The 22,049-nt window shown below is 65.4% G+C and carries 15 protein-coding genes, 2 tRNA genes and 1 pseudogene; 6 read left to right on the top strand and 12 right to left on the bottom strand.

Annotated elements, in window-relative coordinates; translation table 11 throughout:
* Window positions 1-4 precede the first annotated feature (4 nt).
* Both GA0116996_RS25560 and GA0116996_RS25555 read right to left on the bottom strand, forming a co-directional pair.
* Window positions 5-1,741, bottom strand: a complete 1,737-nt coding sequence (locus GA0116996_RS25560) for a Rieske 2Fe-2S domain-containing protein (protein ID WP_167355551.1) — start codon at window positions 1,739-1,741, stop codon at window positions 5-7.
* Between the two features lie 25 nt (window positions 1,742-1,766).
* Window positions 1,767-2,615, bottom strand: coding sequence for an aromatic ring-hydroxylating oxygenase subunit alpha (locus GA0116996_RS25555; protein ID WP_092317431.1), 849 nt, complete (start codon window positions 2,613-2,615; stop codon window positions 1,767-1,769).
* Window positions 2,616-2,931: 316 nt separating this feature from the next.
* On the opposite strand from GA0116996_RS25555, the gene GA0116996_RS25550 reads away from it, so the two are divergent.
* Both GA0116996_RS25550 and GA0116996_RS25545 read left to right on the top strand, forming a co-directional pair.
* A complete protein-coding gene (locus GA0116996_RS25550) occupies window positions 2,932-3,468 on the top strand; it encodes a MarR family winged helix-turn-helix transcriptional regulator (protein WP_208601272.1) in 537 nt (178 codons plus the stop codon).
* Between the two features lie 54 nt (window positions 3,469-3,522).
* Window positions 3,523-4,620, top strand: a complete 1,098-nt coding sequence (locus GA0116996_RS25545; RefSeq protein WP_092317274.1) for an enolase C-terminal domain-like protein — start codon at window positions 3,523-3,525, stop codon at window positions 4,618-4,620.
* 159 nt (window positions 4,621-4,779) lie between these two features.
* On the opposite strand, the gene GA0116996_RS25540 is transcribed toward GA0116996_RS25545, so the two are convergent.
* Together GA0116996_RS25540 and GA0116996_RS25535 are read right to left on the bottom strand one after the other, a co-directional pair.
* Complete coding sequence (locus GA0116996_RS25540; RefSeq protein ID WP_092317271.1) at window positions 4,780-5,352, bottom strand: DinB family protein; 573 nt, start codon at window positions 5,350-5,352, stop codon at window positions 4,780-4,782.
* Between the two features lie 152 nt (window positions 5,353-5,504).
* A pseudogene (locus GA0116996_RS25535) lies at window positions 5,505-6,309 on the bottom strand (PhzF family phenazine biosynthesis protein).
* Between the two features lie 188 nt (window positions 6,310-6,497).
* On the opposite strand from GA0116996_RS25535, the gene GA0116996_RS25530 reads away from it, so the two are divergent.
* Entirely contained in the window at window positions 6,498-7,118 is a 621-nt protein-coding gene (locus GA0116996_RS25530; RefSeq protein ID WP_092317268.1) for a hemerythrin domain-containing protein, read from the top strand.
* Window positions 7,119-7,724: 606 nt separating this feature from the next.
* Here GA0116996_RS25530 and GA0116996_RS25525 read toward each other — a convergent pair.
* From GA0116996_RS25525 to mnmC, 6 genes are all read right to left on the bottom strand, one after another.
* Window positions 7,725-7,800 (bottom strand) — tRNA-Val (locus GA0116996_RS25525).
* 190 nt (window positions 7,801-7,990) lie between these two features.
* Window positions 7,991-10,402, bottom strand: coding sequence for an endopeptidase La (gene lon / locus GA0116996_RS25520; RefSeq protein WP_012352669.1), 2,412 nt, complete (start codon window positions 10,400-10,402; stop codon window positions 7,991-7,993).
* Window positions 10,403-10,657: 255 nt separating this feature from the next.
* A complete protein-coding gene (gene clpX, locus GA0116996_RS25515; RefSeq protein WP_012352668.1) occupies window positions 10,658-11,935 on the bottom strand; it encodes an ATP-dependent Clp protease ATP-binding subunit ClpX in 1,278 nt (425 codons plus the stop codon).
* 252 nt (window positions 11,936-12,187) lie between these two features.
* On the bottom strand, window positions 12,188-12,838 hold the full coding sequence (gene clpP / locus GA0116996_RS25510) for an ATP-dependent Clp endopeptidase proteolytic subunit ClpP (RefSeq protein WP_011615108.1): 651 nt from the start codon (window positions 12,836-12,838) through the stop codon (window positions 12,188-12,190).
* Between the two features lie 99 nt (window positions 12,839-12,937).
* Complete coding sequence (gene tig / locus GA0116996_RS25505) at window positions 12,938-14,293, bottom strand: trigger factor (RefSeq protein ID WP_092317265.1); 1,356 nt, start codon at window positions 14,291-14,293, stop codon at window positions 12,938-12,940.
* 230 nt (window positions 14,294-14,523) lie between these two features.
* The gene (gene mnmC, locus GA0116996_RS25500) at window positions 14,524-16,497 is read right to left on the bottom strand and encodes a bifunctional tRNA (5-methylaminomethyl-2-thiouridine)(34)-methyltransferase MnmC2/FAD-dependent 5-carboxymethylaminomethyl-2-thiouridine(34) oxidoreductase MnmC1 (RefSeq protein ID WP_092317262.1); all 1,974 of its coding nucleotides are present in this window, start codon (window positions 16,495-16,497) and stop codon (window positions 14,524-14,526) included.
* Between the two features lie 161 nt (window positions 16,498-16,658).
* On the opposite strand from mnmC, the gene GA0116996_RS25495 reads away from it, so the two are divergent.
* On the top strand, window positions 16,659-17,516 hold the full coding sequence (locus GA0116996_RS25495; RefSeq protein ID WP_092317259.1) for a 23S rRNA (adenine(2030)-N(6))-methyltransferase RlmJ: 858 nt from the start codon (window positions 16,659-16,661) through the stop codon (window positions 17,514-17,516).
* On the opposite strand, the gene GA0116996_RS25490 is transcribed toward GA0116996_RS25495, so the two are convergent.
* Window positions 17,491-17,775, bottom strand: a complete 285-nt coding sequence (locus GA0116996_RS25490) for a VanZ family protein (RefSeq protein ID WP_167355550.1) — start codon at window positions 17,773-17,775, stop codon at window positions 17,491-17,493. The two genes, GA0116996_RS25495 and GA0116996_RS25490, sit on opposite strands and share 26 nt — an antisense overlap.
* A gap of 324 nt (window positions 17,776-18,099) precedes the next feature.
* Between GA0116996_RS25490 and GA0116996_RS25485 the strand changes: the two genes are divergently transcribed.
* Both GA0116996_RS25485 and GA0116996_RS25480 read left to right on the top strand, forming a co-directional pair.
* Window positions 18,100-18,186: transfer RNA gene (locus tag GA0116996_RS25485), tRNA-Leu, on the top strand.
* A gap of 252 nt (window positions 18,187-18,438) precedes the next feature.
* Window positions 18,439-18,891 (top strand): hypothetical protein, encoded by a 453-nt coding sequence (locus GA0116996_RS25480; protein WP_092317256.1) that lies wholly within the window; start codon window positions 18,439-18,441, stop codon window positions 18,889-18,891.
* Window positions 18,892-18,933: 42 nt separating this feature from the next.
* Here the strand turns inward: GA0116996_RS25480 and GA0116996_RS25475 are convergent, their stop codons facing one another.
* Window positions 18,934-22,047: an efflux RND transporter permease subunit gene (locus GA0116996_RS25475; protein ID WP_092317253.1), complete on the bottom strand. Its 3,114-nt coding sequence runs from the start codon at window positions 22,045-22,047 to the stop codon at window positions 18,934-18,936.
* Between the last annotated feature and the right edge of the window lie 2 nt (window positions 22,048-22,049).

Here is a 22,049-nt window from a genome sequence, read left to right as displayed (position 1 = left end):
CTCCCTACAAATCGAGGACCAGAAGTCCGGAGCGGCTGCGCGAAACGCAAGGCAGCAGGCAGCGGTTGCTCTGCTTTTCGGCGGCGCTGAGGTAAACGTCGCGGTGTTCCGGTTCGCCGTCGACCACATCGGTCAGGCAGGTGCCGCAGACGCCCTGCTCGCATGAGGTATCCAGCGCAATGCCTTGCGCCTTCAGTGCCTCGGCCAGGGTGACGCCGGCCGGCACGAGGAACTCCGTGCCACGCTTGCCGAGGCGGACGCGGAATGGCTGGTCGGCATGGTGCGAGACGTCGTTGGCGAACAGTTCGGCATGGACGCGTGCCTCGGCGATACCCCGCATAGCCACCCTTTCCCGCACCAGATCGATCAGCGGGCGCGGGCCGCAGACGTAGATGTGGCAATCGTCCGAGGTGGTCTGCAGCGCCCGCTCAACCGCTTCGCGCGTGGCTTGCGCGGTCAGGTCCATATGGCGCTGCAGGTGGTCGAGCCCGGCCAGGCGCTCGCCGAAGGCGACATGCGCCTCGCCCCGCGTGAAATAGTGCAGCGCATAGGGCAGTCGCGCGGCCTGCAGGGACGCGGCCATTGCCAGGATCGGCGTGATGCCTATCCCCCCGGCAATGAGCAGGCCGCCCGCGGCCGGGGCCAGCCGGAAGTTGTTCTTCGGTGCGGACACGGCCAGCCGGTCGCCGACCTGCAGCGCCTCATGCATCGAACGCGACCCGCCCCGTGACTGGGGCTCGAGCTTGACCCCGATCACCAGGCTGTCGCGCTCGCCAGGCGCGTTGACCAGGGAGTACTGCCGCACCGGCCCCGCGGGCGTATGCACGTCGATATGCGCGCCGGGCTCGAAGGCGAGCGGGAACCCGGCCGACGGTGCCAGCCTGAAGGCCACGATGTCCTGCGCGGTCATCCAGCGCGCCGCAACGGTGACCGCGTGCGTGTTGGAGGGCACTGCGGCCGGCCTTGGCACGACGGCAATGATGCGTGGCTGTGCAATGGATGCGGCGGCGCCCGTGCCGCCGGCTCGCGCCGCGTTGTGTTCGACATCGCGGCGCAGCGCCGTCAGCATCCGGTTGTGCCAGCGCAAGGCGGCTTCCGGTGCCATGCCGCACCCGCTGGCCGTGCTGTGCACGATGGTCTTGCCGGTATCGGCGGGCTGCAGCCAGAACCGGACTTGCCGTTCGTGCGCCCCGGCGCGCCATGACAGGTCGATCTGGGCAACTTCGTTGTCACGGCGGACCAGCGTGGCAGAGCCAGGCACGGCACTGTCATCGTACCTGGCGTAGCGTGCCAGCGCGTCGGCAACCGCATCGATGTCCGCATGGAAGACCAGGCTGCGCAGCGCCAGCGGCAGCGCTTTCCCGGCCGCGGCGAACGGGGCCGCTGCATCGGCTGCCAGGTTGACCCAGACGTAGCCCCCGGCCTCGGCCGCGGCGAAGGTCCTGGCGCACAGGCTGGCCGGCGGCGTGGCGCCGCTGGCCGCGGGAATATGCGTGCAGCGGCCGTCCCCGCTGCGGTATTGCCAGCCGTGATACTGGCAGCGCAGCTTTTCTCCGGTATTGGCGCCCAGTGAGAAGCGCACGCTGCGGTGCGGACACCGGTTCTCCCAGGCGTTCACCGTGCCGTCGTCGGCGCGCCACAACGCCAGTTCGATGCCATGCAGCTGTCCCTGGAAGACATGGCGCATGGGCAGGTCGTCGGCGCGCGCCACCGGGTACCAGCGGTGCTCGCGCGTGTTCATTGCGTTTTCCATATGCGTGGCGTGGTCAGTGAGCTTGATAGGTGCCGTACGAGATGCCCTTCTGCAGCAGCCAGCGCCGATAGGCGGCTGACATCGCGTCGGCGCGCGTCGGGACTTCGAGCCGGGTGCCGAGCGGCAGGGTGCGCGGCATATGGTTGGACAAGATCATCAGGTCCTGACCGAAGATCGTCTGCTGGAACTGTCGAAGGTCCTGGTCGCTCGAGGTGTCATCCAGGTAAGCCAGCACGGTGTGCGCGATGCACCAGTCTTCTTCGACGGGCTGCACGAACAGGCAGATCACGTCGCGCCGGGTCGGCTGTGGCGGCGAGGTCTTGTAGAGGATGGCAACAAACGGGCTGGCAACGCGATAGATGTAGTCGGTATCGATGCCGGCGGTCGAAGCCGATGCCGCCCTTGGCTGATAGAACCGGCATTCGCGTGCATAGATCTCTTCGGTGTCGCGGTCGAACTCGACGGAGTACGGCGCCACATCGGTGTGTGGCTCTTCGCCCAGGTAGCCGGTATGGACGTAGGGAAAGTGCGCCATGTCCAGGAAATTCTCAATCGCGCGCAGACCCGAGACATGGACGCGCATGGAGCCGGCCCCGAGGATGCGGCGGTCAGGCTCGCTGAACTCAGGCACGGCAAAGAACGCTTCGGCCGGCTCGCCGAGCGACACCCAATGCGTGTGATAGCAGGTTTGCACGCGGCATGCGTCGCCCCCTTCACGGCGCGCGAAAAAACTGCCTTCATCGTCGCGGCCATATTCGATGTCCTGTCCCAGCAGCCGGGTGTGGTAACGAACCCCCTCCTTCAGGTCTTCCACGACCGCTACCGGGTACCACGCATCCCGGATTGTCGCTTCGATCTCCATGCGCATTGCTCCTCCTGTTCCGACGCGGATTTCATGTTTGAGGTCTGGGAAGAAACGATACGTTTGGCGTTGATATCGATCAAATGACGAGGTTCATAGCAGGTATGAAAGATCGTCATTGGAAATCCGGCCGGGAAACGCCTAGGCAGCGCAGGCGTCGCGTGAGTGGCGAAGGCCTGGCTTATGCCGAATGCGCCGGCGCTCGCATCGCTTGTGGTCTGGTCGTGGACCGGTCGCTATTGGCGCGCGGCTTGGAGCACGTCGGGCGACTCAGCGAATCGCGTTCCAGGACCGGGCGCCGGCGTGGACGCTGCTGGTGTTTGTCGATGACGCGACCGGGCGGCGGATGCAGTTGCTGTTTCGTGCCGACCGAGTCGCCGCCTCCCAATTGCAACCGCCGCGGCACGAACTATATTGGGGGTATATACCCGCAATCGACATGATCCACACGCCTTGCGCCTGCACCAGGATCCGCCGGGCAGCCCGCGCCCTTACCGAGGTTTACGATGACGCGCTGCTGCCCCTTGGCCTGAAGGTCACGCAGTTTTCGCTACTGCGGACCATCGCGCGACTAGGAACGCCCAGCCTGACCCAGCTGGCGGGGGAAATGGCGCTAGACCGCTCCACGCTCGGGCGCAACGTCGGCGTGCTTCAGCGCAAGGGCTTGGTCCGCTTGTCAGAGGGTGAGGACCTGCGGGAGCACACCGTATCGCTGTCGCCGCAGGCGTGCCGGCTGTTGGAGCAGGCGGCTCCGCTGTGGCAACAGGTGCAGCGACGCGTGGAGCATGCGCTCGGCGCACAAGGCGTTGCGGTGCTGTTCGACGCGCTGGCCAGACTCGAGGAACTCCGATAAGAGGTTCTTGTCCGGTGCCGTGCGGGTTGCACTGGTCGTCAGGGAGGTACCGCCATGAATTTCGAACCGCTCACTTACCAAAGCGTTGAGGCCCGTGCGGTTCTCGTTCCGTTAAAGCGACCCATCATTTCGAAGGTCGGCGCATTCGACCAGTGGCCGCTGATCCTGGTTGACCTTTACACTCGGGAAGGTATTGTCGGTCGCAGTTATCTTGAGCCATATCTGCAGCAGGCACCAAGGTACATCGTGCCTGCGATCCGGGATCTTGCAGCATCACGGACCGGTAACCGGATCGCACCGCTGGATGACTTCCAGGACGCCAGAGGTTCAACGCATCTGCTGGGCTACGAAGGCATCATGATGATCGCCATCGCCGGGCTCGACATGGCCGCGTGGGATGCGCTCGCCAAGGCTGCAGGCCTGCCTCTCGCTGCATTGCTTGGCGGAACAGTGGGCAAGGTGCGGGCGTACAACAGTAACGGGCTGTGGTTGAGCCACGTGGACGGCCTTGCCGAAGAAGCTGTTTCGCTCGTTGCAGAGGGAGCATTCAGCGCCCTGAAGCTCCGGCTGGGCCGCGAGAAGCTGCAAGACGATCTCGATGCCCTTCACGCGGTGCGCGAGGCGGCTGGAGACGAGATCAAGCTAATGGTGGATTTCAACCAGGGCTTGCCGTTTGATGACGGTCTGCGCCGCTGCCATGCCCTCGACAACGAGCGGCTGTTCTGGTTCGAGGAGCCCCTCGCCTACAACAACACCAGCGGCTACGCGCAGCTGGCCCGCGAGATCAAGACGCCGATCCAGCTAGGCGAGAACTTCTATGGTCCGCGCGAGTTATTGAAGGCAGTGCAGGCCGAGGCATGTGACTGCGCGATGCTGGACATGATGCGGATCGGCGGCGTGTCGGGGTGGCTGCGGTCTGCGCCGATCGCTTCGGCGGCGGGAATCCCTCTCTCCACGCATTTGTATCCGGAAGTCTGCGCACACCTGATGCGCATCACCGAAACCGCGCACTGGCTGGAATGGCAGGACTGGGCCTATCCCGTGCTGAAGGAGCCCTTTGCGCTTGCAGATGGACAACTGGTGGTGCCGGACAGGCCCGGATCAGGCATCGAGTGGGACGAGGGTGCGGTGAAACGGTTTCAGTACGACTAACGCTGGCCGCGAGGCGCGTGACGGCAAAGTTGGACGCAATAGCACCCCTCGCGTGTTGGTGGCGAACTGCGCGTCGTATTCGTCGATGTCAACCTGGATGTCAGAAATCGCCCGAAGAGATGGGATGATCTGCAGTGGAAACTTTCGCTCGAGGAAGGCTTACCGAGCCTTGCGATAGTAATCCCTGAGAAATACAGGCAGATCATTTGACGGGGGCGTACAGGGAACTTGATACATCATGTCGCTGACGAAGCCGCGGTGATAGGTGGCATGGTTGACGAGATGCAGCACGATTTCCTCTTGTGTCATGACACCCACTCCTCCGCCGACAAACTCGAAATGAACGGACTTGGCCATATCCTCATTTGACCAGGTGTCGACAAGGTCGATATACCAGCGGTCCATCTCCTGAACCGCTTGCCACAGGTCACCCACCGGCGGTGTGTGATCGGTGTTGCGGGAGGTATAGCCATGTTTGCTGCCTTGCAGATGATGCCTGAAGATGTCGTCCACGACGTACAGGTGGTTCAATGTATGGACCATGTTTCCAAACCGCGTGGGCCGCGGCCGGAGAGCCTCGCCATCCGGCAGATCCATCACGCTCCTGAAGGTCAGCTCGTTCGCCCATTCTTTGTAACGCACCAGCATTTTCAAGGTGTCTGCGGCTGAGGCCAGTGGCGCGGAGCCAACGGCGGCTGCGGGGGATGGCTGGACCTGTGAGACCGCGGGCATGCGGATAACTCCTTGTTTCAAACGTTGGCCGGGTCGATAAGGCCGATACCCGTTTTTTATTCGGGTGGTTCTTGGTGGTCGGCCTGAACGGCTTGACGGACTGGCAAATGGTGCCTGCAAGCTGGCCTGCCACGATGCGGTATGCAGCTTGCCTACGGCGCTGAAAATCCTCGCAGCCGGCCTTCGACATGGGTGCGTTTCACCGCCGACCCAGATCCGGCCGGCTTCGTCGCGGCTCGCATGAATGCGAGCCCTTTCGACCGAGGCAGGTTCCCTGGGCGGCGACATAGGCTTCCTTGACCACGCCTGCGGCAAACAGCCATTGCGCCAGCGAGGCATTGAGGCTTCCTGTCACTGGGTCTTCGGCAATTCTCCCCAGATGATCGCTAAAAAAAGCGCGAACCTCGAAGGCTGCATCACCACCGGCATGGGCGCCGACAACGCCGACATCAATCCTGCGTGGCCAGCCTCGTTCCGGGTTCAAAAAAGCACTTTCTCCGCCGAGGCCAGCCTGATCCCCGGCCATCCGGGGCCGTTGTCGATCCAGGCCGCATCAACCACGTCGCATGGTTCGATTCCCAGAAACCGCAGCGCCTCGGCCAGTTCATCGTTTGTGGGGGTGCCGGAACGGATCAGCGGCGGAGCGCCAAAGGAAAGCCGTCCCTGATCACGTCGAACGGTGACCAGCCCTGCGCCGCATTCCTGGATGATTTCGGCCTGCTGCTTCGGCTCGCCGCCGGTCGAAAGCCAGGCACGGCAACTCCCGCGTGTCGGGTGTCCGGCAAAGGGCATTTCCCTGTCAAGCGTGAAAATCCTGACCCGGTAGTCGGCGCACGGATTTGTGGGCGATAGCAGAAAGGCGGTCTCCGACAAGTTGAACCAGCGCGTTAACCGCCGCATATCGTCCGTCTCCAGCGCATCCGCGCCAAGCACGGGCAAGGCGGCCACCGTTCTCAAACCGTTTTGATCAGCGTGAGAGCAGGTTGAGTGAACGTGCGGCGGATAAGGCCTCCGCCACCCCTTAGCGCCGCGTTGATCTTCGTCAAACCCGATTCATGTACGGAAACTATGGTTTCAATGAGGGCCCCGCGAGTCCCGATGTCGGGGACTTAACGGTCTGCTTGCCCAGCTTCCAGGAGCGCGCCATGGCCACCCCACTCGTCACTTCGCTTTCGACTTCTCCCGCCACCACGCTTCCCACACCGAGCCCGACACCGCTTGCCGCCTGGCACACCGACCATATTCATTTTGCCTCGCTGCTCGACCTTCTGGAAAAGCAGGTCAGCACCTTCCATCAGGGCGAGCAGCCCGACTACGGCCTGATGACGACGATCATCCAATACATGCGCAACTATGGGGATTGCGTACATCACCCCCGCGAGGATGTCGCCTACGCCCTGCTCGTGGAACGGGATCCCGGCACGCAAATCATCATCAGCCGGCTGCTGCAAGAGCATCGCGTGATCGCCACGGTCGGCGCAGAATTGCTCGACCGCCTGCGTGAAGTCCAGAGCGAAGTCGTCATCTCGCGATCGGCACTTGAAGCGGCCGCCGCCATGTACCTGGTGTACTACCGCAACCATCTGTCCACTGAGGAGAAGCAGGTTATGCCGCGCGCCGCCCGGTTCCTGACCGACGCCGACTGGGCGGAGGTCGCCGCCACCGAGCCGGCCAGTGCCGATCCGCTATTCGGCGCCAATGTGAAGAAGCGCTTCGCTACCTTGCGCAAGCAGATCGACAGCGAAGCGAAGGCGTCCATGCACTGAACACCGACCGCTACGCTGGACTGCTGGACCAACGGCCCGACTCAGGACCTTTGCCGCATCCGGATCCCGCAACTGTGCGGGCTCACGGCTTTGATCGTTTCCGCAGCGTCGCAGCTCGATAGATGCTTCATAAGCGGTCCCTGAGGAAAGAGGAGGCGTACCATGCAAGGCCCCTCTGCTACATGGCGCCACTGTGCAGTTCCGCATTGCGACGCCCGTACAGGAAGTAGCTCGACAGCCAGATCCCCAGCCACGCTAGGAAGCGATCCAGCTCAGCAACAGTGGATGGCCGATATGGCCGGCGATGGAATCTTTGCGGGACTCAGCGAGGACGCCGGCTGGCGAGCCTATGCCGACCGCATTCTGCGCGCGCACGAGAACGCTCCCGCGGCCGCGTGATTCAGTTACGCTGAGAAACTGCCGTGTCAGGCTTGGTTCTCCGGACCCGCGCCGTCCGGCCCGCGACAAGCCGCTGTATATGGCATAGCCGGTAGAAGGCTCTTTTTGGCTGGTAGAGCCTCCGCCAGCCCCCCTTCGAAGCGGGTAGAACGGGCATAAAAAAAGGACCTGGATCGCTCCAAGCCCTTGATTTCACCGATCGAACGTTGGTGGGTGCTGAGGGGCTCGAACCCCCGACCTACGCCTTGTAAGGGCGCCGCTCTACCAACTGAGCTAAGCACCCGCTCGACCGTCGCAGGCTGTCTGCCTGCCACTTGCTGAACGCTCCGCACCTCGCGGCAGATGCCGTGGTTTGCGTTGCGAGGGCGCAAGTTTAATACATGTGATTTCGGTTTGCCAAGGCCCGCGCGGACAAAAAAACGCCGCCGGGCATCGCTGCCCTGCGGCGTTTTGGTCATGCGGCTGAGCCGGCGTCAGTGATGCAGGCGCTCGACCTTGGCCGTGGCCTTGTCGGCCACCTCGGCGGGCTTGGCGTCCTCCTCCGGCAGGGCCTCGGGCTTGCGCTCGAGCGCCAGTTCCAGCACCTTGTCGATCCAGCGCACCGGCACGATCTCGATGGCGTTCTTGACGTTGTCCGGGATCTCGGCCAGGTCCTTGACGTTTTCCTCGGGGATCAGCACCAGCTTGATGCCGCCGCGGTGGGCTGCCAGCAGCTTCTCCTTGAGGCCGCCGATGGGCAGCACCTCGCCACGCAGCGTGATCTCGCCGGTCATGGCGACATCCGCCCGCACCGGGATGCCGGTCAGCACCGACACCAGCGCCGTGGTCATGGCACCGCCGGCCGACGGGCCGTCCTTGGGCGTGGCGCCTTCGGGCACGTGGATGTGGATGTCGCGCTTCTCGAACATCTCATCCGTGATGCCCAGGCGGCGTGCCCGCGAACGCACCACCGAGCGCGCAGCCTCGACCGACTCCTTCATCACGTCGCCCAGCGAACCGGTACGGGTGATGTTGCCCTTGCCCGGCATGATCGCGGCTTCGATGGTCAGCAGGTCGCCGCCCACCTCGGTCCACGCCAGCCCGGTCACCTGGCCTACCTGGTTTTCCTTGCCGGCCAGGCCGAAGTCGTACTTGCGCACGCCCAGGAATTTGTCCAGGTTCTCGGAATCGACCTTGATCGTGCCCGACTCCTTCTTCAGCAGCAGCAGCTTGACCACCTTGCGGGCGATCTTGGACACCTCGCGTTCCAGCGAACGCACGCCCGCTTCCCGCGTGTAGTAGCGGATGATGTCGCGGATCGCGCTTTCGGTGACCTCGATCTCGCCTGCCTTCAGACCATTGTTCTTGATCTGCTTGGGCAGCAGGTAGCGCTGGGCGATGTTGACCTTCTCGTCCTCGGTGTAACCCGACAGGCGGATCACTTCCATGCGGTCGAGCAGCGGCGGCGGGATGTTGAGCGAGTTCGAGGTCGCCACGAACATTACGTCGGACAGGTCGAAGTCGACCTCGATGTAGTGGTCCTGGAACGTGTGGTTCTGTTCCGGGTCCAGCACCTCGAGCAGCGCCGACGACGGATCGCCGCGGAAGTCCATGCCCATCTTGTCGATTTCATCGAGCAGGAAGAGCGGATTGCGCACGCCGACCTTGGACAGGCTCTGCAGGATCTTGCCCGGCATCGAACCGATGTAGGTACGGCGGTGGCCGCGGATCTCGGCTTCGTCGCGCACGCCGCCCAGTGCCATGCGCACGAACTTGCGGTTCGTCGCGCGCGCCACCGACTGGCCGAGCGAGGTCTTGCCCACGCCGGGAGGCCCGACCAGGCAGAGGATGGGTGCCTTCACCTTGTCCACGCGCTGTTGCACCGCGAGGTACTCGAGAATGCGTTCCTTGACCTTCTCGAGGCCGTAGTGGTCTTCATCCAGCACGCGCTCGGCGTTGGCGAGGTCGTTGTTGACCTTGCTCTTCTTGCGCCACGGCAGGTTCACCAGCGTGTCGATGTAGTTGCGCACGACGGTGGCCTCGGCCGACATCGGCGACATCAGCTTGAGCTTCTTGAATTCGGCGTCGGCCTTCTTCTTGGCTTCCTTCGGCATGCGCGCAGCCTTGATGCGCTTGTCGAGTTCTTCCAGGTCGGCGCCTTCTTCGCCCTCGCCCAGTTCCTTCTGGATGGCCTTGACCTGCTCGTTCAGGTAGTACTCGCGCTGGCTCTTCTCCATCTGGCGCTTGACGCGGCCACGGATGCGCTTTTCGACCTGCAGGATGTCGATCTCGCCCTCGAGCTGCGACAGCAGGCTTTCCAGGCGCTCGGTCACATTGACCATCTCCAGGATCTTCTGCTTCTGCTCGAGCTTGATCGGCAGGTGCGCGGCGATGGTGTCCGCCAGGCGCCCGGCCTCGTCGATGCCCGACAGCGAGGTCAGGATCTCCGGCGGGATCTTCTTGTTGAGCTTCACGTACTGGTCGAACTGCGACACGATGGCGCGGCGCAGGGCCTCGGTCTCGGCGCTTTCGCCAGGTGCGGGCGGCACGGGCACGGCTTCGCACATGAAGTGCGAATCGTCCTCGCTCACCTCGCGGATATTTGCGCGCTGGGTGCCCTCGACCAGCACCTTCACGGTACCGTCGGGCAGCTTCAGCATTTGCAGGATATTGGCGATGCAGCCGACCTCGTACAGGTCGTCGGCGGTCGGCTCGTCCTTGGCCGCCGTCTTCTGGGCCACGAGCATGATGCTCTTGCCCGCCTCCATCGCAGTCTCAAGCGCCTTGATGGACTTTGGGCGTCCCACGAACAGCGGGATCACCATGTGCGGAAACACCACCACGTCGCGCAGCGGCAACAGTGGCAGGCGAATCGGCTCGGCCGGGAGGAGTTGTGTTCCGGACATCATTTTCCCCAAGTCAGTCATTTAAGGCGTAAATTGGGCCGCCCGAATCGATTACAAGATACGTGCCAATCGATTCATCAAGACAGGCAGATGCCGCTACCTGCACTTGGTGGCCCCTCTGAAACAGCATACCCGCGTTTCCTCCCTCTCGTCGGTAGAAATAAACAAAAAAAGCCGCTCGCTTCTACGCGAACGGCCTTTTCCGCCCTGCTGCCCGTGTGGTGCCGACCTCTGACCACTCTGGCAGGCCTCGCGTCAGTTAGACCCTGCCACCTTGGGCTGCTGCTCCTCATACATCAGCAGCGGCGGTGCATCGCCGTTGATCGTATTTTCATCGATCACCACCTTTTGCACGCCCTTGTAGTTAGGCAAGTCATACATGACGTCCATCAGCGATTGCTCCAGGATCGAACGCAGCCCCCGCGCACCGGTCTTGCGGCGGATCGCCTTGCGGGCGATGGCGCTCAGCGCACCGGGACGGATCTCAAGTTCGACGCCTTCCATCGCCAGCAGCTTCTGGTATTGCTTGACCAGCGCATTCTTGGGCTCGACCAGGATCTGCATCAGCGCGGCCTCGTCCAGCTTGGCCAGCGTTGCCACCACCGGCAGGCGGCCGATCAGTTCGGGAATCAGGCCGAACTTGATCAGGTCTTCCGGCTCGGTCTGCGGCAGCACTTCGCTGACGTCGCGCTCTTCCTTGCTCTTGACCTGCGCGGCAAAGCCGATGCCGGTCTTGTCCGAGCGCTGCATGATGACCTTCTCCAGGCCATCGAAGGCGCCGCCGCAGATGAACAGGATGTTGGTGGTATCCACCTGCAGGAAGTCCTGGTTCGGATGCTTGCGGCCACCCTGCGGCGGCACCGATGCCATGGTGCCTTCGATCAGCTTGAGCAGGGCCTGCTGCACGCCTTCGCCGGACACGTCGCGGGTAATCGACGGGTTGTCCGACTTGCGCGAGATCTTGTCGATCTCGTCGATGTAGACAATGCCGCGCTGCGCCTTCTCGACTTCGTAATTGCAGTTCTGCAGCAGCTTCTGGATGATGTTCTCGACGTCCTCGCCCACGTAGCCGGCTTCGGTCAGCGTGGTCGCGTCGGCGATCACGAACGGAACGTTGAGCAGGCGCGCCAGCGTCTGCGCGAGCAGCGTCTTGCCCGAGCCGGTGGGCCCGATCAGCAGGATGTTGCTCTTGGACAGCTCGACGTCATCCTTCTTGCCGAGGTGCTTGAGGCGCTTGTAGTGGTTGTAGACCGCCACGGCCAGGATCTTCTTGGCCTGTTCCTGGCCGATCACATACTGGTCCAGGCTTTCGCGGATCTCGTGGGGCGTGGGCAGGTCGGAGCGCGCGGCCGCGGCGGCGTCTTTCTCGGATGCCGTGGCCTCGTCGCGAATGATCTCGTTGCACAGGTCGATGCATTCGTCGCAAATGAACACCGACGGGCCGGCAATCAGCTTCTTGACCTCATGCTGGCTCTTGCCGCAGAAGGAACAGTACAGAAGCTTTTCGCTGGATGAACCTTTTTTGTCCGCCATAGGAATCAGTCACTTTTGCAGTGCGCACACCGCGGGGCGACAGGCTCCTCGGCGATACGCTTCAAACGCATCATACGCCAAAACAATTGGCACCACCGGCGGTTCCCCCCGGCTGTGGGGCCAAGGCCCGGTTTCACAGGTTCTGATGCAAAAAACGAGGCACGGGGCCTCGTTCCGGTGTAGCCTTCGCCATTTGAGCCGAGCCGCAGTGGCTGGCCGCCCTCGCACCAGAGGCCACGGCGGCGCGCCGCATCAGCCGCGGCGGGCGAGCACCTTGTCGATCAGGCCGTAGTCGACCGCCTGGTCGCCGCTCATGAAATTGTCGCGATCGGTGTCGCGCGCAATCTTCTCGACCGGCTGGCCCGTCACTTCCGACAGGATGGTGTTGAGCCGCTCGCGCAGGTACAGGATCTCGCGCGCCTGGATCTCGATGTCCGAGGCCTGGCCGCGCGCGCCGCCCAGCGGCTGGTGGATCATGATGCGCGAGTTGGGCAGCGCCGAACGCTTGCCCTTGGCACCCGCCGCCAGCAGGAAGGCGCCCATGCTGGCCGCCATGCCCATGCACAGCGTCGACACGTCCGGCTTGATGAACTGCATGGTGTCGTAGATGGCCAGCCCCGCCGACACCGAACCGCCCGGCGAATTAATGTACAGGGACACGTCCTTGTCGGGGTTCTCGCTTTCCAGGAACAGCAGCTGTGCCACCACCAGGTTGGCGGTCTGGTCGTTGACCTCGCCCACCATGAACACCACGCGCTCCTTCAGCAGGCGCGAGTAGATGTCATAGGCGCGCTCGCCCCGGCCGGACTGCTCGACGACCATCGGCACCAGCCCCAGGCCCTGGGTTTCCAGTGCCGAAGCCTGCGTGGTGGCGAGACGGTCAAGCAAATCATTGCGGGTCATGCATGTTCTCCATGGATTCGTCGGATCGCAAGGCAATCCGGGTAACTCGGGAAGTCCCGGCCCCGCACCGTGGCGCGGGGCTGCCGGTCACTTCCGGCCTCAGGCCTGCTGCTGGTTGCCTTCGGCGGTGAGTTCCTCGAAGGACACCTTCTTGTCGGTGACCTTGGCCTTGCCGCACACGAAATTTACCACGTTGTTTTCGAGCACGTAGGCTTCCATTTCGGCCAGGCGCTGCTGGTCGCCGTAGTACCAGCGCATGACTTCCTTCGGGTCCTCGTAGCTCTTGGCGAAGTCCTCGATCTCGGCCTTGATCTGGTCGGCCTTGGCTTCCAGGCCGTTGGCCTTGACGATCTCGGCCAGGATCAGGCCCAGCTTGACGCGGCGCTCGGCCTGCTGCGCGAACATCTCGGCCGGGATCGGCATGTCCTTGGCGTTGGGCATGCCACGCTGTTCCAGGTCGCGGCGGGCCATTTCCACCAGGCGCTCCTGGTCCTGCTCGATCAGGGCCTTGGGCACGTCCAGCTCGCTTGCCTTCAGCAGCGCTTCCATGACCTGGTCCTTCAGCATGGCGTGCGTGCGGCGCTTCACTTCGCGCTCGAGGTTCTCGCGGATGTCGGCGCGCATCTTGTCGACGCTGCCGTCGGCGATGCCCAGCGACTTGGCGAAGGCTTCATTCACTTCCGGCAGGTGGGCCCACTCGATCTTCTTCAGGGTCACGGTGAACTCGGCGGTCTTGCCGGCCACTTCCTTGCCGTGGTAGTCGGCCGGGAAGGCCAGCGGGAAGGTCTTGCTTTCGCCGACCTTCAGGCCCAGCGCGGCCTGCTCGAACTCGGGCAGCATGCGGCCCTCGCCCAGCACGAACGGGAAGTCCTCGGCCTTGCCGCCGGCGAACTCTTCGCCGTCGATCTTGCCGACGAAGTCCAGCGTCACGCGGTCGCCGTTCTGGGCGGTGACGTCGGCGCCGCCGTCGCCATGCTCGCCGGCTTCGCCGCGGGCGTGGTAGTGCACGCGCTGCTTGCGCAGGATGTCGATGGTCTTGTCGACTTCGGCGTCGGTGATCTCGGTGCCGGTGCGGGTGACTTCGGCAGCCGACAGGTCGCCGATGGTCACTTCGGGGTACACCTCGAAGGTGGCGTCGAACGCCACTTCATCCTCGCCCACGCCTTCGCTCTTGATCTCGAACTTGGGCTGGCCGGCAACCTTGACGTCCTGTTCCTTGGTGATGTCGAAGAACTTGCGCGCGGCCTTGTCGAAGCGGACTTCGAACTCGACCTGCTGGCCGTACTGCTTCTCGACCATCTTCATCGGCACCTTGCCCGGACGGAAGCCCGACATCTTCACGGTCTTCGACAGGCGAACCAGGCGCTCCTGCTTTTCCTTTTCCACTTCGGCCTTGGGGATGGCCAGGGTCACCTTGCGGTCCAGCTTGCCGAGGTTCTCAATCACGTTCGACATGGTCGTAGATCCAATCCAGAAATGTAGTTGTGTTCGTAGGTGCTGCCGTCTTGTACGCGTACCGCCCGCTTTACCGCCACGGCGCCGTCGCTACAGGACGGCCAGGGCAGCGCACCGGCGAACGGAAAGCTCCGCGCAAACGGAAAACGGGGATTATCGCACGGTTTTGATTCGCTTCCGGCAGATTTTGCCCGGATCGCGCCGCAACCCTGCAGTGCGGCCGCGCCGCGCTACGCTGCCTGCCCATGGCGCAGCGCGCGCAGCAGCAGGCGTGCCGGATCCACCGCATCGGCCAGGTCTGACTCCAGCGGCAGCGGCTCGCCTTCGATCTGGCTGGCAAGCAGTTCCGCGCCCAGCGCGGCCCAGGTAAGGCCGCGCGAGGCATAGGCAAGCGCCGCATAGAGCCCTGGCAGGCGCGGCAGGTCGCGCAGGTGCGCGCCGCGCAGCGACGCCGCCTGCGCCACCGCGGCGGCCTCGTCAGGCACTTGCCCGATCAGCGGCAGCCGGTTGTGCGTGACCGTGCGCACGCCGACATAGCCCGACACATCGGCGGGATCGATTGCGGCCACCGCGCCAGCCTGGTCGGGCAGCAGCCCGGCCAACCGGGCCAGGTTGGCCGCGTGGACCGCCGGCTGCGCCACTAGCGGACCGGTGTCTTCGTCATAGCTGGAGCCGACGCGGCCGCTGCCGTCGGCCGCACGCGGCAGCAGGTAGCCGGCACCGGTCACCACGCAGTCGGGCCAGCCGCCGAGCGCATCGACCTGCGCAGCCGCCAGCGTGGTCAGCTGCCCGCGCACGCGGCGCAGGGTCCAGTGCTGCTGCGGCAGCAGTTGCTGCGCTTCATGTGCGTTGGCCAACACCAGCACCGGTGCCGACGCCAGCACAGCGCCGTCCTGCGCAAGTGCCCGCCATTGTCCGTCGACGCGCGCGATCGCGCCGACCCGGCAGCCGAAGCGCGCCGTGACAGCATCGCCGGCACGTGCTAGCTGCGCCGCGCAGATATCCGGCGGCGCGACCCAACCGCCCTGCTGGAACCACAGGCCGCCGCGCGGCACGCCGGCGTGGTGCGCCGAGGCCGCCTCGGCGGCGCTCATCCAGCGCACGAAATCCTGCGGCAAGCCCATGGCATCCAGCGCGGCGCGCTGGGCCTCGGCTTCGGCCTCGTCCTCGCCGATCTGCAGCACGCCGCAGCCGTGCCAGCCGACCCGATGCCCGGCGTCCGCCAGCGCCGCCCAGGCGCGCAGAGCATACTGGTTGCCGGCCCGCGACAGCCGCGACAGCAGGCTGTCGTCGGCCGACACATGCGCATGCATGGCCGCGGCGCGATGCGCCGAGGTCTGCCGCGCCGGACCTTCGTGCGCGTCGAACAGCGTCACGCGCCAGCCGCGGGCGGCCAGCCGCTCGGTCACGGCGCAGCCGGCCAGTCCGGCGCCCACCACGATGGCATGGCGTTCCGGCCATTGCGCCGGCAGCGGCGGCACGTGGCGGCGCGATTTCCATTGCGGGCGAAAGCGCGCGACCGTCATGTCGCGCTTGCCGCCGAAGCCGGGCACCTTGCCGACCTCGAAGCCGACCTCCTTCAGCCCGCGCCGCACAAAGCCCGCGGCGGTATACGTCGCCAGCGTGGCGCCGGGACGCGCCAGCCGCGCCAGGCCGCGGAACACCGGCACCGACCACATCTCGGCATTGCGCGCCGGCGAGAAGCCGTCAAGGTAGAAGGCGTCGGCACCGGCGGCCAGCCGCGGCAGCATCGCTTCGGCATCGCCCAGCGCCAGCGTCAGCACCACGCGGCCCTGGTCGAACGCGAGCCGGTGCAAGCCCGGCAGCGCCAGCGGCCATTGCGCCTGCAGCGCCTGTGCCAGCGGCTGCAGCCCGTCCAGGCTGGCATGCAGTTGCGCCAGCCCATCGCGCGTGAACGGATGCTTTTCGATCGAGACGAAATGCAGCGTGCCGCAGCGCTGCGGATCGTCGCGCCACGCCTGCCAGGTCGCCAGGAAATTCAGCCCCTGGCCGAAGCCGGTCTCGACGATGACAAAGTGCCGCTGGCCGGCCCACGCCCCGGGCAAGCCATTGCCGCCGAGGAAGACGTGGGCGGCCTGCGCCAGGCCGCCTTCGGTGCTGTGGTAGACGTCGTCGTAGCGGGGCGAATACGGAGTGCCCTCGGCCGACAGGATCGGCTCGGCGGGTTCGAGTGCGCGCGGCATGGATGGAAAACTCAGTGGAAGCGAATTGCCCCGGCCGGAGCACCACGTGCGTGGGAGGGACCAGGAAAAGCAACTGGCGCCGGATGGTAGCATAGCGGCCTTGCCGCGGACCGCCTCGCCGTCCGCCTCCGATCTTGCGCCGCCAGGGCGCCCTGCTCCACATGCTCAGCTATCGTCACGCCTTCCATGCCGGCAATCACGCCGATGTCCTCAAGCACGCCGTCGTGGTGCAACTGCTCGAGCACCTGACGCAGAAGGACAAGGCGTTCTGGTACATCGACACCCATGCCGGCGCCGGCCTCTATGCGCTGGACCACGCCTACGCGCAGAAGAAGTCCGAATTCGAAACCGGCATCGCGCCGCTGTGGCGCGCCGCGGCAAGCGGCACCCAGCTGCCGCCGATGCTGGACGACTACCTTGACCAGGTGCGCGCGCTCAACCCTGACGGCAACCTGCGCCACTACCCCGGCTCGCCCTGGCTGGCCTGGCAGATGCTGCGCGAACACGACCGCTTGCGCCTGTTCGAACTGCACAGCACCGAGATCCAGGTCCTGCGCGACAACTTCCGCGGCGCCGGGCGCCGCGTGATGCTGTACGACGGCGACGGCTTCGGCGGCATCAAGGCGATCCTGCCGCCGCCGCCGCGGCGCGCGCTGGTGCTGGTCGATCCGTCGTACGAAGACAAGCAGGACTACGCGCGCACCGTGCAGACCGTGCGCGACGGGCTGGAGCGCTTTGCCACCGGCGTCTACGCGGTCTGGTACCCGCAGGTGCAGCGGCGCGAAGCGCTGCAGTTGCCGGTGCAGTTGAAGGGCCTGCCGCTCAAGAGCTGGCTGCACGTGACCCTGACGGTCAAGCGCCCGGTCGAGGGCGGCCTGGGCCTGCACGGCAGCGGCATGTTCATCGTCAACCCGCCGTGGCGCCTGCAGGAATCGCTGCAGCAGGCCCTGCCCGTGCTGGTCGACCTCCTCGGGCAGGACGACGGAGCAGGGTTCACGCTCGAAGCCGAGGAGCGCTGAGCCGGCGCACCAGCCAGTTTAGCGCCATGGCCGCGCCCACGCCGACCGTGTCGGCGAGCAGGTCGAGCCAGTCGGCCTCGCGGTAGCCGGTCTGCCCTTGCAGCAGCTCGATCACGCCGCCATACACAACCAGGCCCAGCCATAGCGGCCAGCCGCGCGCGGCGTAGGCGCGTGCGCCCAGCAGGCCCAGCAGCGCAAACCCGAGCGCATGGTTGGCCTTGTCCCAGCCGGTGGTCGGCAGCGGCTGCGTCGGCGGCATCAGCGACAGCGCCAGCACGCAGCGGCAGCCCAGAACAGCAGGCGCCAGCGCAGCGGGGTCAGGGTCGGAATGGCAATCATGGGCGGGGACGGACGTTTGGAAAGCCGACAATATAGCCGCACGGGCCCGCCGGGGCGCGCTGTCGCCACGGGGCTGGATTCCCCCCGCGCCTTGCGCTACAATCCGCAACCTCGTTGCACTGCGGGCTGCCGGCGGCAGATCCGGCAAGAAGACGGCAAAGGCGGGCACTTCCAGCCGCCTTTTTTGCTTTCGTCTCCGGCAACGAGCATCGCGGCCGCCCGCCCGGGCAGCGCCGCAAGGACCGCGAGGGTGGCGAAATTGGTAGACGCACCAGGTTTAGGTCCTGACGCCAGCAATGGTGTAGGGGTTCGAGTCCCCTCCCTCGCACCACCCGCCTTCCAAGTGGCGGGCTGACAACCTCCCCCCTGAAGACTTCGATCGGCTTTGATCGGCCATGCGGCAACCGCTGCGTGTCGAAGCGATGACGCACGCGTTCGCGGCGCTTGCCGCAGGTGGTAGAACACCTGAGTGGCACCGCCTTTCGCGGACCCCTGCGGCGATCTATGCTGAAGATGTTGGCGCCGCCGCGCGCACTGCGCAGCCGGTGCCCAATATCATCGCTCAGCCCTGATCGGAGGGCATATGAAATTCCATGCCTTGCTGTTGGCAGCGTCGATGGCCGCTGGCTGGACATCGTTCGCACAGGCCGCCGGATGCCAGTACGACATGCAGTGCAAAGGTGAGCGGATCTGCCACCACGGGCAATGCGTCTATCCCGAAGTGGAAGAGTCGGCTGAAGCGGGCGGTCCACCAAAGGCCGGTGCTGCCGCAGCGGCTGCCGCGCCGGCGGCGGAGGTGACCCCGGTGCCGACCACTTCGGTTGCCCCGATCGCCCCTGCCACGATAACCGGCACCACGGCCGGCACCACGGTCAAACGCAGCCCCAACCCGCCACCGCCGCGCGGTTGCTGCACCGTGGCCGGCAAGCTGAAGCTGTCGCCGGCCTCGGCGTCGGACACCAGCCTGGCCAGCGGCGATGCCTGCCAGGGGCTGACTGCCTCCGGCAAGCCGGTTCCCGGCACGATCTGCAACTAGGCGCAGGCCTGTTGCAGTGGCGCAGGACCCTGGCGCCGGCCGTCACATGGCCACGGCGCCCGGTCCGTCCTCGGGCCGCCGCACGCGGAACCATGCCGCGTACAGCGCCGGCAGGAACAGCAGCGTCAGCACCGTGGCGATGATCAGTCCGCCCATGATGGCCACCGCCATCGGCCCCCAGAACATCGAGCGCGACAGCGGGATCATCGCCAGCACGGCCGCGGCGGCCGTCAGGATGATCGGGCGGAAGCGGCGCACCGCGGCTTCGACGATGGCGGTCCACTGCGGCACGCCGGCGCGGATGTCCTGCTCGATCTGGTCGACCAGGATCACCGAGTTGCGGATGATCATGCCCAGCAGCGCGGTGATGCCCAGTTGCGCCACGAAGCCCATCGGCGCGCGCAGCAGCAACAGCGTGGCGGCGGCGCCGATCAGCCCCAGCGGGCCGGTCAGGAACACCATGGCCGCGCGCGAGAAGCTGTGCAGCTGCAGCATCAGCAGCGTGAAGATGATGAAGATGCACAGCGGCAGCTGCGCCGCGATGGAAGCCCCGGCCTTGCCGCTTTCTTCTTCCGCGCCGGCCACGGTGATGCGGTAGCCCGGCGGCAATTGCGCGCGCAGCGGGTCCAGTTTTGGATTGATCTGCGCGGTGACGGTCGGACCCTGGATGCCGTCGACCACGTCGGCTTGCACGGTCACGCCGAAGTCGCGGTTCTCGCGCCAGACCACGCCGGGCTCGGAGCGCAGCGTCACGCGCGCCACCTGCGTCAGCGGCACCACGCGCCCGCTGCTGGTCGGCACCAGCATGTTGTTCAGGTCCGAGATCGCGTCGCGCTCATTGCGCGGCGTGCGCATCAGGATGTCGATCAGCTTGTCGCCATCACGGTACTGCCCCACCGGCACCCCGCTCAGCACCGTCTGCGTGACGCGGGCGATGGCCTGGGTGGTCACGCCCAGCGCGCGCGCCTTGTCCTGGTCGATCTCCAGGCGCAGCATCTTCACATTCTCGTTCCAGTTGTCGTTGACGCCGACGGTGTTGGGGTTGGCGCGCATCTCGGTCTTGACCTGGTCGGCCAGCCGGCGCACGGCGGCGGCATCCGGGCCGATCACGCGGAACTGCACCGGATAGGCCACCGGCGGTCCGTTGGGCAGCAGCTTGACGCGCCCGCGCAGGTACGGAAACTCGGCATCGAGCAGCTGGATGATGCGCCGGCGCAGCGCGTCGCGCACTTCGGTGCTGGCCGGCATCACGATCACCTGCGCCACGTTGGTCTGCGGGAAGATCTGGTCCAGCGGCAGGTAGAAGCGCGGCGCGCCGGTGCCGACGAAGGTGGTCAGGCTGGCGACCTCCTTGTCCTTGCCGATCCGTTGCTCGAAGCGTTTCGCTTCGGTTTCCATCTGCGCAAAGCTGGTGCCCTCCGGCATCCACAGCTCCACCATCAGCTCCGGGCGGCTGGAATCCGGGAAGAACTGCTTTTCGACGAACTTGAAGGCGTAGATGCCCAGCGCGAATGCCACCAGCGTGATCGCGATCACCAGCTTGCGCCAGGTGACGCACCAGTCCACCAGCCGGCGGAAGCGCGCGTAGAACGGCGTGTCGAAGACCTCGTGGGCCTCGCCCGCGCCCGGGCCGCGCGTCTTCAGCAGCAGGTAGCCCAGGTAGGGCGTGAAGTAGACCGCGGCCAGCCACGACAGCACCAGCGCCAGCGCCGTCACCGCGAAAATGGCGAAGGTGTACTCGCCCACCGTCGAACGTGCCAGCCCCACCGGCAGGAAGCCGGCCGCGGTGATCAGCGTGCCGGTCAGCATCGGCATCGCGGTCGAGGTATAGGCGAAGGTGGCGGCCTCCATCTTGGAAAAGCCCTCTTCCAGCTTGCGTACCATCATCTCGACCGCGATGATGGCGTCGTCGACCAGCAGCCCCAGCGCCACGATCAGCGCGCCCAGCGAAATCTTGTGCAGGCCGATGCCAAAGATGTTCATGAACAGGAACGTCACCGCCAGCACCAGCGGGATGGTCAGCGCCACCACCAGCCCGGGGCGCACGTCGAGCCGCAGCGGCCGCGTGTGCAGGCCGAGCGAGACAAAGCTGACCGCCAGCACGATCACCACCGCCTCGATCAGCACCCGCACGAACTCGCCCACCGAGCGCTGCACCGCCTCGGGCTGGTCCTGCACCTGGTCCATCTCGATGCCCACCGGCAGCTGGCCGCGCAGCCGCTCGAAGGCGCTGCGCAGGTTCTTGCCCAGCTCGATGATGTCGCCGCCCTTCTGCATTGAAATGCCCAGCCCGATCACGTCCTTGCCGTTGAAGCGCATGCGCTGCTGGGTGGGGTCGACATAGCCGCGGTAGACGTGGGCGATGTCGCCCAGGCGGATATTGGCGATGCCGTTGGGCCCGCGCAGCACCAGGTTTTCCAGGTCTTCGACGCTGGCGAACTGGCCCGACAGGCGCACTTGCAGGTTGTCGCTCGGGGTCACCAGCACGCCGCTGCCGGTCAGGTTGTTCTGCTGCGAGATCTGGTCGGCGATGGCGTTGATGTCCAGCCCCAGCTGGGCAAAGCGCGCCTGGTTGAATTCGATGTAGACCTTCTCGTCCTGCAGCCCGATCAGCGACACCTTGGCCACCGACGGAACGCGCAGCAGTTCCTGGCGCACCAGGTCGGCATATTCGCGCAGCTCCTTGTAATTGAAGCCATCGGCCGAGAGCGCGTAGATGGTGCCGTAGACGTCGCCGAACTCGTCGTTGAAGAAAGGCCCGCGCACGCCGGTCGGCAGGGTCTGCTGGATGTCGCCGATCTTCTTGCGCACGGTGTACCAGACCTGCGCGGTCTCCCGCGCGGGCGAGGTGTCCTTGAGCTGGAAGATCACCGTAGTTTCGCCGGGCTTGGAGAAGCTGCGGATCTTGTCCGCATAGGGCACTTCCTGCAGCTGGCGCTCAATCTTGTCGGTGACCTGGACCGCGATCTGCTCGGCGGTGGCGCCGGGCCAGAAGGCCTGCACCACCATCACGCGGAAGGTAAATGGCGGATCCTCGTCCTGGCCCAGCTGGAAGAACGCCAGCAGGCCGCCAAGCAGCAGCACCACCAGCAGGTAGCGGGTCAGGGGCTGGTGTTCAAGCGCCCAGCGCGACAGGTTGAAGCGGGAATGGTCCATCC

The organism is Cupriavidus alkaliphilus, assembly GCF_900094595.1.
GTDB classification, from domain to species: domain Bacteria; phylum Pseudomonadota; class Gammaproteobacteria; order Burkholderiales; family Burkholderiaceae; genus Cupriavidus; species Cupriavidus alkaliphilus.
This window is presented reverse-complemented; position numbering and strand designations above follow the sequence as displayed.

Bases quoted from the DNA above. Each gene is read 5' to 3' on its own strand.
- lon (WP_012352669.1), bottom strand. From the start codon at position 10,402: ATGTCCGGAACACAACTCCTCCCGGCCGAGCCGATTCGCCTGCCACTG.
- GA0116996_RS25530 (WP_092317268.1), top strand. From the start codon at position 6,498: ATGGCCACCCCACTCGTCACTTCGCTTTCGACTTCTCCCGCCACCACG.
- GA0116996_RS25475 (WP_092317253.1), bottom strand. From the start codon at position 22,047: ATGGACCATTCCCGCTTCAACCTGTCGCGCTGGGCGCTTGAACACCAG.
- GA0116996_RS25480 (WP_092317256.1), top strand. From the start codon at position 18,439: ATGAAATTCCATGCCTTGCTGTTGGCAGCGTCGATGGCCGCTGGCTGG.
- GA0116996_RS25560 (WP_167355551.1), bottom strand. From the start codon at position 1,741: ATGAACACGCGCGAGCACCGCTGGTACCCGGTGGCGCGCGCCGACGAC.
- mnmC (WP_092317262.1), bottom strand. From the start codon at position 16,497: ATGCCGCGCGCACTCGAACCCGCCGAGCCGATCCTGTCGGCCGAGGGC.
- clpX (WP_012352668.1), bottom strand. From the start codon at position 11,935: ATGGCGGACAAAAAAGGTTCATCCAGCGAAAAGCTTCTGTACTGTTCC.
- GA0116996_RS25540 (WP_092317271.1), bottom strand. From the start codon at position 5,352: ATGCCCGCGGTCTCACAGGTCCAGCCATCCCCCGCAGCCGCCGTTGGC.
- clpP (WP_011615108.1), bottom strand. From the start codon at position 12,838: ATGACCCGCAATGATTTGCTTGACCGTCTCGCCACCACGCAGGCTTCG.
- GA0116996_RS25495 (WP_092317259.1), top strand. From the start codon at position 16,659: ATGCTCAGCTATCGTCACGCCTTCCATGCCGGCAATCACGCCGATGTC.
- GA0116996_RS25490 (WP_167355550.1), bottom strand. From the start codon at position 17,775: ATGCCGCCGACGCAGCCGCTGCCGACCACCGGCTGGGACAAGGCCAAC.
- tig (WP_092317265.1), bottom strand. From the start codon at position 14,293: ATGTCGAACGTGATTGAGAACCTCGGCAAGCTGGACCGCAAGGTGACC.
- GA0116996_RS25545 (WP_092317274.1), top strand. From the start codon at position 3,523: ATGAATTTCGAACCGCTCACTTACCAAAGCGTTGAGGCCCGTGCGGTT.
- GA0116996_RS25555 (WP_092317431.1), bottom strand. From the start codon at position 2,615: ATGGAGATCGAAGCGACAATCCGGGATGCGTGGTACCCGGTAGCGGTC.